This window comes from Cupriavidus pauculus (genome assembly GCF_022179805.1).
Classification (GTDB): domain Bacteria; phylum Pseudomonadota; class Gammaproteobacteria; order Burkholderiales; family Burkholderiaceae; genus Cupriavidus; species Cupriavidus pauculus_E.
In genome coordinates, this window is record NZ_BPUO01000002.1 from 327,497 (window position 1) to 340,908 (window position 13,412).

General features: G+C 65.3%; 14 protein-coding genes. 10 read left to right on the forward strand and 4 right to left on the reverse strand.

The genetic code is table 11. The annotated features are described in order from the left end of the window. The first annotated feature begins 49 nt into the window (after positions 1-49). A complete protein-coding gene (locus MFF62_RS05120; RefSeq protein ID WP_404990675.1) occupies positions 50-994 on the forward strand; it encodes a tripartite tricarboxylate transporter substrate binding protein in 945 nt (314 codons plus the stop codon). A gap of 84 nt (positions 995-1,078) precedes the next feature. Here MFF62_RS05120 and sodB read toward each other — a convergent pair whose 3' ends face one another. Then, complete coding sequence (gene sodB / locus MFF62_RS05125) at positions 1,079-1,657, reverse strand: superoxide dismutase (protein ID WP_238260847.1); 579 nt, start codon at positions 1,655-1,657, stop codon at positions 1,079-1,081. Between the two features lie 180 nt (positions 1,658-1,837). Beyond that, positions 1,838-3,223, reverse strand: coding sequence for an exodeoxyribonuclease VII large subunit (gene xseA / locus MFF62_RS05130; protein WP_238260849.1), 1,386 nt, complete (start codon positions 3,221-3,223; stop codon positions 1,838-1,840). Between the two features lie 1,012 nt (positions 3,224-4,235). Here xseA and MFF62_RS05135 point away from each other — a divergent pair. The 7 genes from MFF62_RS05135 (at position 4,236) to MFF62_RS05165 (ending at position 9,641) form a co-directional block, all read left to right on the forward strand. Beyond that, complete coding sequence (locus MFF62_RS05135) at positions 4,236-4,856, forward strand: MotA/TolQ/ExbB proton channel family protein (protein WP_238260851.1); 621 nt, start codon at positions 4,236-4,238, stop codon at positions 4,854-4,856. 18 nt (positions 4,857-4,874) lie between these two features. Beyond that, complete coding sequence (locus tag MFF62_RS05140; protein WP_238260853.1) at positions 4,875-5,306, forward strand: ExbD/TolR family protein; 432 nt, start codon at positions 4,875-4,877, stop codon at positions 5,304-5,306. Between the two features lie 137 nt (positions 5,307-5,443). Continuing rightward, a complete protein-coding gene (gene lpxK, locus MFF62_RS05145) occupies positions 5,444-6,562 on the forward strand; it encodes a tetraacyldisaccharide 4'-kinase (protein WP_238260855.1) in 1,119 nt (372 codons plus the stop codon). Next, a complete protein-coding gene (locus tag MFF62_RS05150) occupies positions 6,543-6,743 on the forward strand; it encodes a Trm112 family protein (RefSeq protein WP_101680194.1) in 201 nt (66 codons plus the stop codon). Before lpxK ends, MFF62_RS05150 begins: the two co-directional genes overlap by 20 nt. 69 nt (positions 6,744-6,812) lie before the next feature. Further along, complete coding sequence (gene kdsB / locus MFF62_RS05155; protein WP_238260857.1) at positions 6,813-7,622, forward strand: 3-deoxy-manno-octulosonate cytidylyltransferase; 810 nt, start codon at positions 6,813-6,815, stop codon at positions 7,620-7,622. Positions 7,623-8,026: 404 nt separating this feature from the next. After that, positions 8,027-8,692 (forward strand): adenylate kinase, encoded by a 666-nt coding sequence (gene adk / locus MFF62_RS05160; RefSeq protein ID WP_238260859.1) that lies wholly within the window; start codon positions 8,027-8,029, stop codon positions 8,690-8,692. A gap of 190 nt (positions 8,693-8,882) precedes the next feature. Next, a complete protein-coding gene (locus MFF62_RS05165; protein WP_238260861.1) occupies positions 8,883-9,641 on the forward strand; it encodes a 3-hydroxyacyl-CoA dehydrogenase in 759 nt (252 codons plus the stop codon). A gap of 34 nt (positions 9,642-9,675) precedes the next feature. Here the strand turns inward: MFF62_RS05165 and MFF62_RS05170 are convergent, their stop codons facing one another. Continuing rightward, the gene (locus MFF62_RS05170) at positions 9,676-10,470 is read right to left on the reverse strand and encodes a helix-turn-helix transcriptional regulator (protein ID WP_238260862.1); all 795 of its coding nucleotides are present in this window, start codon (positions 10,468-10,470) and stop codon (positions 9,676-9,678) included. Between the two features lie 127 nt (positions 10,471-10,597). Between MFF62_RS05170 and MFF62_RS05175 the strand changes: the two genes are divergently transcribed. Then, positions 10,598-11,368 carry a class I SAM-dependent methyltransferase gene (locus tag MFF62_RS05175; RefSeq protein WP_238260864.1) on the forward strand — a complete coding sequence of 257 codons (771 nt, stop codon included), beginning with the start codon at positions 10,598-10,600 and terminating at the stop codon, positions 11,366-11,368. Between the two features lie 18 nt (positions 11,369-11,386). On the opposite strand, the gene MFF62_RS05180 is transcribed toward MFF62_RS05175, so the two are convergent. Beyond that, a complete protein-coding gene (locus MFF62_RS05180; protein ID WP_238260867.1) occupies positions 11,387-12,292 on the reverse strand; it encodes a LysR family transcriptional regulator in 906 nt (301 codons plus the stop codon). 93 nt (positions 12,293-12,385) lie between these two features. Between MFF62_RS05180 and MFF62_RS05185 the strand changes: the two genes are divergently transcribed. Continuing rightward, on the forward strand, positions 12,386-13,411 hold the full coding sequence (locus tag MFF62_RS05185) for a bile acid:sodium symporter family protein (RefSeq protein WP_238260869.1): 1,026 nt from the start codon (positions 12,386-12,388) through the stop codon (positions 13,409-13,411). The last annotated feature ends 1 nt before the right edge of the window (position 13,412 follow it).

Below are 13,412 nucleotides of genomic sequence, written 5' to 3' on the forward strand. Positions count from 1 at the left end.
CATGCGTACCATCACCAACCGCACCGTCGGCCGCATCCTGGGCCTCACGATGTTTGCCGCCGGCGTCTGCGGCGCATCCACGGCCATGGCGCAGGACTGGCCGGCCAAACCCATCAGCCTTGTGGTGCCGTTCCCATCGGGCGGCACCACGGACATCCTGGCGCGCACGCTCGGCGACCAGTTGTCGAAGGCGCTGGGCCAGCCAGTCATCGTCGAGAACCGGCCCGGTGCCGGTGCCACCGTGGGCGCCGACTATGTCGCCAAGGCCAAACCCGATGGCTACACGCTGCTGATGGGCGCCTTGCATCATACGATCGCCACGTCGGTCTACAAGAAGCTGCCCTACAGCTTCCAGAAGGATCTGGTGCCCGTATCCACGCTGGCGATGGTGCCCAACGTGCTCGTCATCAACAGCGCGAAGACGCCGGCCCGGAACGTAGCCGAACTGGTGACACTGGCAAAGAAGGCGTCGCCCGAACTGTCATACGGCTCGAACGGCAACGGCACGGCGCAACACCTGATCGGCACCCAGTTCCAGGCCACCACCGGCGCCAAGCTGCTGCACGTGCCCTACAAGGGCAGCGGCCCGCTGACCACCGACCTGCTGGGCGGGCAAGTGACGATGTCGTTCGACACGCTGACGACGGTGCTGCCGCATATCAAGAGCGGCAAGCTCAAGGCACTGGCGGTGACCACAGCCAAGCGGTCCAGCGCGCTACCGGACGTACCCACGATGGAAGAATCCGGTCTCAAGGGCTTCGACATCGGCACCTGGTTCGGCGTCCTCGCACCGGCCGCCACACCCAAGCCAATCGTGACCCGACTGAACGCCGAAATCGTCCGCATCGTCAGTTCGCCAGACTTCCAGCAGCGCATGATCGCTGCAGGGGCAGAGCCAATGTCGAGCACGCCCGAGGCGTTCGCCAAACGGATCAACGACGAGACGGGCAAGTTTGCCGTGCTGGTCAAGGAGGGCAACGTCACCATCGAGTAGGCGACGCGCCAACCCACAAAGAAAAAGCCCTCGCTAGGAGGGCTTTTTTCACTGCCTTGCAGACGCTGTCTGCAATAGCTAGACTCAGGCGAAGTTCTTCGCAGCAAAGTCCCAGTTCACGACGTTCCAGAATGCCTCGACGTACTTCGGACGGGCATTGCGGTAGTCGATGTAGTAGGCGTGTTCCCACACGTCGCAGGTCAGCAGCGGCTTGGCGTCGGTGGTCAGCGGCGTGGCGGCGTTCGAGGTGGACACCAGGTCCAGCGAGCCGTCGGTCTTCTTGACCAGCCAGGCCCAGCCCGAACCGAAGGTGCCGACGGCCGTCTTCGTGAATTCTTCCTTGAACTTGTCGAACGAACCCCACTTGGCGTTGATCGCGTCAGCCAGGGCACCGGTCGGCTGGCCGCCGCCGTTCGGCTTCATCGATTCCCAGTAGAACGTGTGGTTCCAGACCTGGGCTGCGTTGTTGAAGATACCGCCCGACGACTTCTTGGTGATTTCTTCCAGCGTCGAGTTCTCGAACTCGGTGCCCTTGATCAGGTTGTTCAGGTTCGTGACGTACGTCTGGTGGTGCTTGTCATGATGGAACTCCAGGGTCTCCTTGGAGATGTGCGGAGCCAGGGCGTCATGCGCGTACGGGAGAGGAGGGAGCGTGTGTTCCATTGTTCTGTCTCGGTTTTGGTGGGGAGAATGGCCGATTGTAGGTGACTTGCCAGACCCGCGCAAACGGCGCCGGAAAGCCCCCTGACCTCATGTTAGTTTCCCCTGCGGCCGCTCAGGGGACCATTGTTATCGAGTGAGAATCAGTCGCAACCGAGTCATGCGAATCGGCTCCGAATCCGCTCAGAATGCGGCCAGTTTGGCCTGTACGCCGGCGATTTCGATGTCGGCCGTGCCGTCCGCCAGATGGGCCTCGACAATGCTGCCGGCCCGCAATTCATTGGGCGACCGCAGCGCCCGGCCGCGCTGGTCCAGCAGCACCGCGTACCCGCGTTCAAGCGTGCGCTGCGGGGCCAGCAGTTCCAGCGCCCCGGCGGCGCGCGCCAGCCGTTGGGTTTCGCGTTCATGACGCCGCTCCAGCGCGGCGTCCATGCGCGCCGACAGGCGGTCCAGCGTGATGCGTTCCGCGCCGATATCGGGCTTGCAGGCACGCCAGCGCATGGCCAGCACATCGTGCCGATGGCGTTGGGCCGACACCGTGTCACGCAATGCCGCACGCAAGTGTCGCGCCAGATTGTCGACGTTGGCGCGGCGCTCCTGGATCTGCGCCTGCGGGCTGCGCAACTGCCGCGCCAGCCATTGCAGGTGCTGCGCGCGGCGTTCGAGCTGGCGGTCCATGGATTGCGCCAGCGCGTCGCGCGCGCGGCGTGCCGCCTGCAGCAGGTGCGCGCGGTCCGGGCTGACCAGTTCGGCCGCGCCGGTGGGCGTGGGCGCGCGCACGTCGGCCACGAAGTCGGCAATCGTGAAATCGGTTTCGTGACCCACGCCGGACACCACGGGCACGCGGCTGCGCGCAATCGCATGCGCCACCACTTCCTCGTTGAACGACCACAGGTCCTCGATGCTGCCGCCGCCCCGGCACAGGATCAGCACGTCGCATTCGTCGCGTGTGCTAGCCAGGTCCAGCATGGCCGCAATCTTCTCGGCCGCGCCGGCGCCCTGCACTGGCACTGGGTATACCACCACCGGCACGTGCGGCGCGCGGCGCTGCAGCGTGGTCAGCACATCGCGCATGGCCGCTGCTTGCAGCGACGTCACCACGCCGATCGTGCGTGGATGGCTCGGAATCGGTCGTTTACGTTCGGTATCGAACAGACCGGCCTGCGCAAGTTTTTCCTTGAGTCGCAGGAATGCCTCGTAGAGATTGCCGAGTCCCGCGCGGCGCATGGCTTCCACGCCCAGTTGCAACTCGCCGCGCGCCTCGTACATCGACACCACAGCACGCACTTCGACGGCCTCGCCTTCGCGCGGCGTGAAGTCGACATGCTGGTTGCGCCCCCGGAACATCACACAGCGAATTTGCGCACGCGCATCCTTCAGCGAGAAGTACCAGTGGCCGCTGGCCGCGCGCGTGAAGTTGGAAATTTCGCCTCGCACCCAGGCCAGCGGAAAGCTGCGTTCCAGTACGCCGGCAATCGCATGGTTGAGTTCGCTGACCGGGATCACTTCGCGCGTACGGGTGGGCGGCTGCGACGGCGCAAAACGCGAAAGGTTCTCGTTCTCTGGCATGGGGCACGGCCGCACAGGCGGCGTGAGATGGACATGTCCACAGCATAACCGCTATGTCAAGAGGCAACCGGTAACGCACCCATGCTTCCCCCCGATCCGCATAAACCGGTACAAGCCTTTGATTCTGTTGAATTTTCCGATGGGACCAAAAAACAGGCAATGTAAGAGAAAACCTTACGCGTCAACGACTTACCAAAACCACCCGGCGCTTGTTCACAAAGTTATCCACAGAAGCTTTGGATAATGGATTTGTCAAGCGTCTCGCCTGTGGACAACGTATACGTCGCGCCCCGACCACCGCTGGAGCAACGACCTGGGCATCGAATGTCGACCTTGCCACACCGGCCGCCCGGCCCGGCAAATTGCCCGATTTCTGAGCAAGTACGTATACGTCGATACGAATCAAGGGGTTAGGCGCCTTCTCCCCGGGTTGTCCACAGCCGTTCCACAATCCTTTCCGGATTTGATGTGGAAAATGCACGGCGCTGCGCCGGCTTTGCAGGGCACCGAAGCCGCCCGCCTTGCCCGTTTTTTAGGCAACCAGTTGCATTCCCTTATGGATCAATGACTTGCCTGAATTCTTCGGCATCTTTCCACAGCCGATCCACAGCACTGTCCCGGTTGATTGTGGAAAGATCGGTTGCGACAGGTGCCACCAGGCGCCCGAATCGACGCGGGCATGGGCAAAATCGCAGAACCGGCCTGGTGCAGCCCGATTGCACAAAAAACAGGCAGCGCGTGATGCACCCTTTGCAATCAAGGGGTTAGGTGGCTTTTCAGACAGCTTTCCACAAACCGTCCACAATCCTGTCCCGCGTCAGTGTGGAAAGCCGCAGACACGGCACACTTGCCCGGCTTGCCGCGTGCCCGGCGCGCGGGTTAGAGTGGCGCCTGAATTTTTTCGAGCATTGCCAGTGCGTGCGCGGCAACCAGCGTGCGCCAAGGCTGCCGCGTTGTTGTTCCAGCTTTTCCATTTCGGGTCTGTCGCTTTCGTAGAATCTCGGGGGTCCACGTGTTTTCCATCATTCAAGCGGCCGGCTGGCCGATCTGGCCGCTGCTGCTCGCCTCGGTCATCGCACTGGCGCTGATCGTCGAACGTTTCATTTCCCTCAAGCGCAGCAAGATCCTGCCGCCCAAGCTGTACGAGGAGGCGCTCTCCGCCGCCCAGCAGCGCAAGGCCACGCCCGAGGTCGTCAACAATCTCGAAAAGAATTCGCCGCTCGGCCGCGTGCTGGCCGCCGGCCTGCGCCACGTGGTGTTGCAGCCGCAGACGTCGCGTGACGCCGCCAAGGACGTGGTGGAAGAAGCCGGCCGCGTCGTGGCGCACGAGCTGGAACGCTACCTGAACGCGCTGGGCACGATTGCCTCGGTGGCGCCGCTGATGGGCCTGCTGGGCACGGTCATCGGCATGATCGAGATCTTCGGCAACCAGGGCGGCACCGGCGCCAACCCCGAACAGCTGGCGCACGGCATTTCCGTGGCGCTCTACAACACCGCTTTCGGCCTGATCGTGGCGATTCCGGCACTGATTTTCTGGCGCTATTTCCGCCGGCTGGTGGACGACTACGTGGCCGAGCTGGAATTCCGTGCCACGGCGTTCCTCGACGCCATCCTGCCGCAGCGGCGGGCCTGACGCGGCCGGGAGCACGCCATGCGTTTCCGTTCCCGCCAGCGGCGCGAGGAGCCGGAGATCAACCTGATCCCGCTCATCGACGTGTTGCTCGTGATCCTGATCTTCCTGATGATCACGACCACGTACTCGCGCTTTACCGAACTGCAGATCCAGCTGCCCACCGCCGATTCCGACCGGGCGCAGCAGCATCCGACCGAAATCGTCGTATCGGTGTCGGCCCGTGGGGTCTATTCCGTCAACAAGCAGGTGCTGGAGCAGAAGGACGTGACCAGCCTGGCGGACCAGCTGCGTAGCGCGGCTGGCCCCGCCGGCAGCGGGCCGCAGCCCGTGGTGATCGTCAATGCCGACGCCCAGGCCACGCACCAGGCGGTGATCAACGTGATGGAGGCCGCGCGCGTGGCCGGCCTGTCGCGCCTGACCTTCGCCACGCAAAGCTCGCAGCAGCGCTGAAGCGTGCGCCGGCGCCGCCGGCGTACGAATAGGCCGGATCGGGCGGCAAGCTTGCCCCATGCGCTGGGCAATGCCCATAATGTCTGCATCCGGCCGGTGCCACCCCAGGGTGGCACTGCCCTTTTCTCCCTCCGCTCATGCCCGCTTCCCGACACGCCCTAGCCGACTTCGTCACCGATCAGTGGCAGCGCCGCGGCTGGTTTGCCTGGCTGATGTGGCCGTTGTCGCTGGTGTTCGGCCTGATCGCGCGCATCCGCCGGCTTGGCTACGCCCAAGGCTGGTTCAAGTCGACGCGCCTGCCCATGCCCGTGATCGTGGTCGGCAACGTGACCGTAGGCGGCACCGGCAAGACGCCCGCCGTGATCGCGCTGGCGCAGGCATTATCCGAAGCGGGCCTGCGTCCGGGTGTGGTGTCGCGCGGCTATGGCGTGAAGCTGACACACCCGCGCCGGGTCAAGCCGACGTCGAAGGCGGCGGATGTGGGCGACGAACCGCTGCTGATCGCACGCGCCACCGATGTACCGGTGTGGGTCTTCCCGGACCGCGCGCTGTGCGCACAGACGATGCTGATCTCGCATCCGGGCGTCAATGTGCTGCTGCTCGACGACGGCCTGCAACACTACCGGCTGCAGCGCGATTTCGAGATCGTGATGTTCGACGCCCGCATGGGCGGCAACGGCATGCTGCTGCCGGCCGGCCCGCTGCGCGAGCCGCTGAGCCGGCCGCGCGACGCCACGCTGATCAACGATCCGAACTTCAAGGCCACGCCCGACAAGCCCGACGTCTACGGCATGCGACTCGAACTCGACGATGCCTGGCAGCTCAACGACCCGACGATGGCACGCCCGGTTGCGCAGTTCGCGGGCAAACGCGTGCTGGCGGCGGCCGGCATCGGCAATCCGGAGCGGTTCTTCGCCAGCCTGCGCCATGCGGGGCTGACGCCGGCCACACTGCCGCTGCCCGACCACTATGACTTTGCCGAAGACCCGTTCGCCGGCAATGACCAGGCGCTCAACGCCGACGTGATCCTGATCACCGAGAAGGATGCCGTAAAATGCGAGCGCTTCGACGACCCGAGGATCTGGGTCGTCCCCACCACGCCCGTGATCGACGCGGGCCTGATCGATAAAATCCGCCGCGCCGTGATGGCGCGCAATCCGGCCGTCGCCACGCCCGTTACCACGGGGCAATCCAGTGCCACGGGCACGACGACCGGTCTCGACAAGGAACACCAGGATGGACAACCGGCTGCTTGAAATCCTCGTCTGCCCGCTGTGCAAGGGCAAGCTGGAATACGACCGCGCCGCCCAGGAACTGATCTGCCACGCCGACAAGCTGGCCTATCCGATTCGCGACGGCATTCCGGTCATGCTGGCCGACGAAGCGCGCCAGTCGGTGCCGGGCCGCGTGGTGCCCGTGGAACCGTCTGGCAACTGACGGACCAATGACCTGCCGCCGATAGCGCGACAACCCGCCCATCGGCCGGCAAGCAGTCAGGCAATCATCATGAGCATTCCCGCATTTACCGTCGTCATCCCGGCCCGGCTGGCCTCCACCCGGCTGCCGAACAAGCCGCTGGCCGACATCGGCGGCCACCCGATGATCGTGCGCGTCGCCGAACGTGCGCATGCGTCGTCGGCCCAGCGCACCGTTGTGGCCACGGATGCCGCCGAAGTGGCGGCTGCCTGCGCCGCGCGCGGCGTGGAAGCCGTGATCACGCGCGCCGACCACCCTTCGGGCACTGACCGGCTGTCGGAAGTAGCGGCGCTGCTGGGCCTGGCCGACGACGCGATCGTCGTCAACGTGCAGGGCGACGAACCGCTGATCGAGCCGAGCCTGATCGACGAGGTGGCGCTGCATCTGGCCGCGCACCCGGACTGCGCCATCGCCACGGCGGCCCATCCGCTCGATGACGTGGCCGACGTCTTCAATCCCAACGTGGTGAAAGTGGTGTGCGACAACGCGGGCCGCGCGCTGTACTTCTCTCGCGCGCCGATTCCGTGGGCACGCGACGCATGGAGCACCGTGCCGACGCAACCCGCCGCGTCGGCCCAGGTGCCGATGCCGGCCATGCCCGTGCTGCGGCATGTCGGCATCTACGCCTATCGTGCCGGCTTCCTGCGCCGATTCCCCACGCTGGCCATCTCGGCGATCGAACAGGTCGAGGCGCTGGAGCAGCTGCGCGCGATGTGGCACGGCGAGCGGATCGGAGTGATGGTTACGGCCGCCGCGCCGGCGCCTGGCGTGGACACGCCGGCGGACCTGGAGCGCGTGCGCGCGCTGTGGGCCCAAGGCATGGCGCAGGACGGCCCCTGACCCAGGGGGGCGGCGTAGACCGCAGTTTCACGCTGGAGTTCATACTGCTGCAACCTGGACGAAGGCCGAACCGGCTTTGCCCATGGCATAATGCCTGCCGATACAGAGCCCGCAGCCGTGCAACCCACGACTGTAAAGGCTCGGTGGGGAGATAGAGATCGAGCCCGCCCGGATGCGCGCCGCCGACCTTCGTCGCCAGTTGCATGGCCGCCAGCTTTCATCGCCGCAACTCGCACGACAGGCAGCCGACGCCGCGCTTCGGGCACCGCGCATGAGCGGACGCCGGCATGTGCCCTGGCCTTCACGCCGGGTATGGCCGGGCGTAAGTCCCGCGTCAACTTGCGGCGGTACCCTCCTTCCATAGCTCCCGCCAGACCGAATTCAAATACCTTGAGGACCCGTAAATGCGTTTGATCCTGTTGGGCGCGCCTGGCGCCGGCAAAGGCACGCAAGCCAAGTTCATCTGCGAGAAGTTCGGCATTCCGCAAATCTCCACGGGCGACATGCTGCGCGCTGCGGTGAAGGCCGGTACGCCGCTGGGCATCGAAGCCAAGAAGGTGATGGATGCCGGCGGGCTGGTGTCGGATGACATCATTATCGGCCTGGTGAAGGACCGTCTTAAGGAATGCGACTGCGAAAAGGGCTACCTGTTCGACGGTTTCCCGCGCACGATCCCGCAGGCCGAGGCCATGAAGGAAGCCGGCGTGGCCATCGACTACGTGCTGGAAATCGATGTGCCGTTCGACGCCATCATCGAGCGCATGAGCGGCCGCCGCGTGCACATGGCATCGGGCCGTACGTACCATGTGCGCTACAACCCGCCGAAGGTGGAAAACGTTGACGACGTGACCGGCGAAGCGCTGATCCAGCGTGACGACGACAAGGAAGAAACGGTACGCAAGCGCCTGGACGTGTACTCGCAGCAGACGCGTCCGCTGGTGGACTACTACTCCGACTGGGCCAACAAGGGCGACGCGTCGGCCAAGGTGGCACCGCCGAAGTACCGCAAGATCGCGGGCGTCGGCGATGTGGACAAGATCACGGCCAGCGTGTTCGAAGCGCTGAAGTAATCTCCCTGCCAGGCAGTACCCCGGAAACGGCTCAGGAATATCCTGGGCCGTTTTTGTTTTTGCGGTCCGATGAGGGCCAAATGGGGACGTATGGGGGTGAACAAGGGCTGACAAGCGCCACTGATTTACGTTAACGTAAACGGCACTCAGCATCATCGAGATCAAAACAGACCAACAAGGAGACAGACGGATGGACATCCAGGGCAACGTATTCATCGTCACCGGCGGCGCGTCGGGACTGGGCGCCGGATCGGCACGCATGCTGGCGCAGGCCGGCGGCAAGGTGGTCATCGCCGACCTCAACGAGGCAGCCGGCACGGCACTGGCGCAGGAACTGGGCGGCCAGTTCGTGAAGTGCGACGTCGCCTCCGAAGCCGACGGGCAAGCCGTGGTCGAAGCGGCACAGAAGCTTGGCAGGGTGTCCGGCCTGATCAATTGTGCAGGTATCGCGGTGGCATCGAAGACGGTGGGCAAGAACGGCCCGCATCCGCTCGACGCGTTCGAGAAGACCATCCGCGTCAACCTGATCGGCACGTTCAACATGACGCGCCTGGCCGCAGCGGCCATGGTGCAGAACACGCCCGACGCCGAAGGCGAGCGCGGCGTGATCATCAATACCGCCTCGGTGGCGGCATTCGACGGCCAGATCGGCCAGGCTGCCTATGCGGCGTCGAAGGGCGGCGTGGTCGGCATGACACTGGCCATCGCGCGCGACCTGTCGCGCGACGGCGTGCGCTGCATGACGATTGCCCCGGGCCTGTTCGAGACGCCAATGCTGCTGGGCATGCCTCAGGAAGTGCAGAACGCACTGGGCAAGATGGTGCCGTTCCCGTCGCGCCTTGGCCGTCCCGCCGAATTTGCCAAGCTGGCGCAGGCGATCATCGGCAATCCGATGATGAACGGCGAAGTGATCCGCCTGGACGGCGCGATCCGCATGCAGCCGAAATAAGTTCGGAAAGTAAGTAGGAGCTTGCCGGCCCGGCCTACGCCACCGGCAGCAGCATCGCCAGCATCAAACCCGGCGCGGCCGGCGGCACCAGCGTCAGTTGTTCCAGGTGAACCAGGCCGCGCGCGGGATGGTGAAAGCCGCGCCGGCCGCCCTGCCGCTCCTCCACATCCTGCGAACGCCAGGCGTTGGCAAACGCCGGGCTGTCCGCCATCAACTGCTCGACCAGCGCACGCGTGGGCGGGTCTTCGGCGTGCCGCAGGCTGTGCACGCGAAATTCCGCCACCAGCCGTGCCGCGCGGTGCGGCCAGTCCTCCACCAGCGCCTGCAGCGGCGCCGACAGGAACATCGCCCTCAGCAGATTCTTCTCACTGGCCGCCTCGTCCAGCCAGCCGACGAACAGCTCGGCGGCGGCGTCATTCCAGGCCAGCGCGGTCCATTGGCGGTCCAGCAGATAGGCCGGCGCCGCGATCGCCTGCACGCTCGCCAGCAAGGCAGGCGGTACGGCCGGCTCGGCGTCCTGCCGCGGCTCGGGCTTGCCGGCCAGGGCAAACAGGTAGGCGCGCTCGGCACGCGACAGCCGCAGCGCCTGCGCCAGACTGGTCAGCGCGCGCGCCGACATCGCCACAGGACGCCCCTGCTCCAGCCAAGTCACCCACGTCGCACTGAGTCCGGCCAATTGGGCCACTTCCTCGCGGCGCAGGCCAGGCGTGCGGCGCCTGCGGCCGGGCGGCAGGCCGACATCGGCTGGCGTCAGCCGCTCGCGATGATTGCGCAGGAATGCGCCAAGTTCGGTGTCACGCGACGACGGTCGCAACGGTTCCGCTGACATGGGTGGTGGCTCTTATACCAGGATAAAACAGTGACTTGTACTGGGAAAACACGCCGTCTACAGTACGTGAACCCCGGGGCCCGGGCAATCCTTTCCATCCGTTTTCAACAAGAACGAGGCACCCCCCATGCAACAGCAGGAACTCGTCGCCGCCCAGTTCGGCGCCACCGCCAATGCCTATCTCACCAGCGCCGTCCACGCCCAGGGCGCCGATCTCGAACAACTGAAGCAGGCGCTGGCCCACCTGAAGCCGGTGGCGCACAGCCGCGTGCTCGACCTGGGCTGCGGCGCCGGTCATGCCAGCTTCGCCGCGGCAACGGTTGCCAACGAAGTGGTGGCTTACGACCTGTCCGCCGAAATGCTCGGCGTCGTGGCCGGTGCGGCCCGCGATCGGGGTCTGGCCAACGTCGTCACGCGCCAGGGCGCGGCGGAACGCCTGCCGTTCGACGACGCGAGCTTCTGCGCCGTGGTGTCGCGCATGAGTGCGCACCACTGGCGCGATCTGCCCGCCGCGCTCAAGGAAATTCGACGCGTGGTGAAGCCCGGCGGCAAGGTCGTGCTGATCGATATCGTGGGCGCCGAAGATCCGCTGTGCGATACCTGGCTGCAGTCGGTGGAGTTGCTGCGCGATCCGTCGCATATCCGCGACTACTCGCCCACTGGCTGGGCGCGCCTGTTCGAAGACGCGGGGTTCAGCGTGGAGGTGTCGCCGATCTGGCGTATCGAGATCGAATTCCAGAGCTGGGTGGCGCGCATGCGCACGCCCGAGGTGGCGCAGGCGGCCATCCGGCACCTGTGGGACAAGGCACCGGCCGAAGTACGTGACCGCTATCGCGTGCAGCCCGACGGCAGCTTTGCGCTGGAAGCGGCCATGATCACGGCCGCGCCCTTGCGCTAAAGCCGCTTGGACAGCCGGTCAGCCGGCCGCCACGTCGGCCGGGATCGGCATGTCCTGGACCATCTGCCAGACCGCTGCGGCGGCTGGCGACAATGACCGGTCCTCGCGGCACACCATGACGATGCTGCGCTCCTCGCGCGGCGTCAGCGGCAGGGACACCAGCGGCGACGCAGCCGGTAGCGGCAGCGAGAACGACGGCAGCACCGACGCGCCGATACCGGCCTCGACCATGCCGAACACGCTGGCCGAATGGCCCAGCTCCTGCACCACGTGCGGCGCCACGCCATGCCGCGCCAGGATACGGTCGATCAGCGGCCGGCTACCCGACGCAAAATCGAGCAGCACCAGCCGCTCGTCATGCAAGGCGCTCCACGGCACCGATTCGGCATTGGCCAGCGGGTGATCGCGCCGGCAGACAAAGCAGAACGGATCCGTCGCCAGCGGCGCAATCGTCAGCCCTTCGCGCGACAGCGGATCGATCAGCACACCAAAATCCACCGCCCCCGCGCGGATCTGTTCCAGCCCGTCGGCCTGCACGTTGTCGCGCACAAACAACCGGATCTCCGGGTACTGCTTCGCACAGGCCGCCACATACAGCGGCATCAGCCGCGCCGAGATCGTCGGCGCACTGGCTATCACTACCCTGCCCCGATAGCGCTCGCCTGACTGGCGGGTTTCCTCAAGGGTGTCGTCGAGCTGGCCCAGAAGTCGCTCCAATGCCGGGACTAATGACGTTCCCGCATCGGTCAGCACCACCTCACGCGTGGTGCGGTCCAGCAGACGTACGCCAAGCGCCTCTTCCAGTTCGGCCACGCCCCGGCTCACGGCGGGCTGGGTAAGGCCGACGGCATCCGCCGCCCGGCTGAAACTGCCGTGCGCCGCCACCGCAAGAAAGACCCGCAACTGCCGGAGTGTGTAATTCATGCAACGAGAAAATGAATAAATGAAATAAATGAATTTGCATTCTAAGCAAGACAAGCGTCCAATACCAAGCGGAAACCCTTAAGCACTATCCCGATGTCTGCCATTCTTGCCCCTTTCAAAAAAGCCTACGACCTGATCGACGGGTTCGTCCTGATCATGCTGTGCGCGATTGCGCTGGCGCTGATTGCCCCGGAAATTGGTGCCGGTGACGGTCCGCTGCATCTTGGAGTCGTGACCAGCCTCGGTGTGGCGCTGGTGTTCTTCCTGCACGGCGCCGCGCTGTCGCGCGACAAGCTGGTAGCAGGCGCCAGGCACTGGCGCCTGCACGCGTTCGTGCAGTCGTTCACCTACATCGTGTTCCCGATCGTGGGCGCGCTGCTGATGTTGTCGCTGCGCAACCAGTTGCCGCCCGAGCTGCTGCTGGGCGTGTTCTATCTGTGTGCGCTGCCGTCCACGGTGTCGTCGTCGGTGGCCATGACCTCGATGGCGCGCGGCAATGTGCCGGGCGCCATTTTCAACGCGACGATCTCGGGCCTGATCGGCATGGCGCTGACGCCGTTGCTGATGGGCCTGGTCATCAGCGCCAGCGGCGCATCGATGCCTCTGGGCCGTGCGTTGACGGGCGTGGCGCTGCAACTGCTGCTGCCGTTTGCGCTGGGTCAGGCGTTCCGCCCGCTGATCGGCAACTGGCTGGCCAAGAAGAAGCAGATCACGAACAAGATCGACCGCGGCGTGATCGTGCTGATCGTTTATTCGTCGTTCTGCGATGCAACCGCTGCGGGCCTGTGGCACCAGTATTCCTGGCAGACCATTGGCGCGGTGATGGGTATTGCCGCCATCCTGCTGTTCGTGGTGCTGGGCACCACCACCTTCACGGCGCGCCGCCTGGGCTTTTCGGTCGAGGATGAGATCACGGCCGTGTTCTGCGGCTCGAAGAAGAGCCTGGCCAACGGCATCCCGATGGCCAAGATCCTGTTCGCCGGCCACCCGGCACTGGGCCTGCTGGTGCTGCCGCTGATGGTCTACCACCAGCTGCAACTGATCGTGTGCTCGGTGATCGCAGCGCGTTATGCGGCGCGGGATGATGTGAAGGAAGAGCGGGGCGCGGTAAGGGCTTGAG

Bases quoted from the DNA above. Each gene is read 5' to 3' on its own strand.
- sodB (WP_238260847.1), bottom strand. From the start codon at position 1,657: ATGGAACACACGCTCCCTCCTCTCCCGTACGCGCATGACGCCCTGGCT.
- MFF62_RS05180 (WP_238260867.1), bottom strand. From the start codon at position 12,292: ATGAATTACACACTCCGGCAGTTGCGGGTCTTTCTTGCGGTGGCGGCG.
- MFF62_RS05165 (WP_238260861.1), top strand. From the start codon at position 8,883: ATGGACATCCAGGGCAACGTATTCATCGTCACCGGCGGCGCGTCGGGA.
- lpxK (WP_238260855.1), top strand. From the start codon at position 5,444: ATGCCCGCTTCCCGACACGCCCTAGCCGACTTCGTCACCGATCAGTGG.
- kdsB (WP_238260857.1), top strand. From the start codon at position 6,813: ATGAGCATTCCCGCATTTACCGTCGTCATCCCGGCCCGGCTGGCCTCC.
- MFF62_RS05140 (WP_238260853.1), top strand. From the start codon at position 4,875: ATGCGTTTCCGTTCCCGCCAGCGGCGCGAGGAGCCGGAGATCAACCTG.
- xseA (WP_238260849.1), bottom strand. From the start codon at position 3,223: ATGCCAGAGAACGAGAACCTTTCGCGTTTTGCGCCGTCGCAGCCGCCC.
- MFF62_RS05175 (WP_238260864.1), top strand. From the start codon at position 10,598: ATGCAACAGCAGGAACTCGTCGCCGCCCAGTTCGGCGCCACCGCCAAT.
- adk (WP_238260859.1), top strand. From the start codon at position 8,027: ATGCGTTTGATCCTGTTGGGCGCGCCTGGCGCCGGCAAAGGCACGCAA.
- MFF62_RS05150 (WP_101680194.1), top strand. From the start codon at position 6,543: ATGGACAACCGGCTGCTTGAAATCCTCGTCTGCCCGCTGTGCAAGGGC.
- MFF62_RS05185 (WP_238260869.1), top strand. From the start codon at position 12,386: ATGTCTGCCATTCTTGCCCCTTTCAAAAAAGCCTACGACCTGATCGAC.
- MFF62_RS05170 (WP_238260862.1), bottom strand. From the start codon at position 10,470: ATGTCAGCGGAACCGTTGCGACCGTCGTCGCGTGACACCGAACTTGGC.
- MFF62_RS05120 (WP_404990675.1), top strand. From the start codon at position 50: ATGTTTGCCGCCGGCGTCTGCGGCGCATCCACGGCCATGGCGCAGGAC.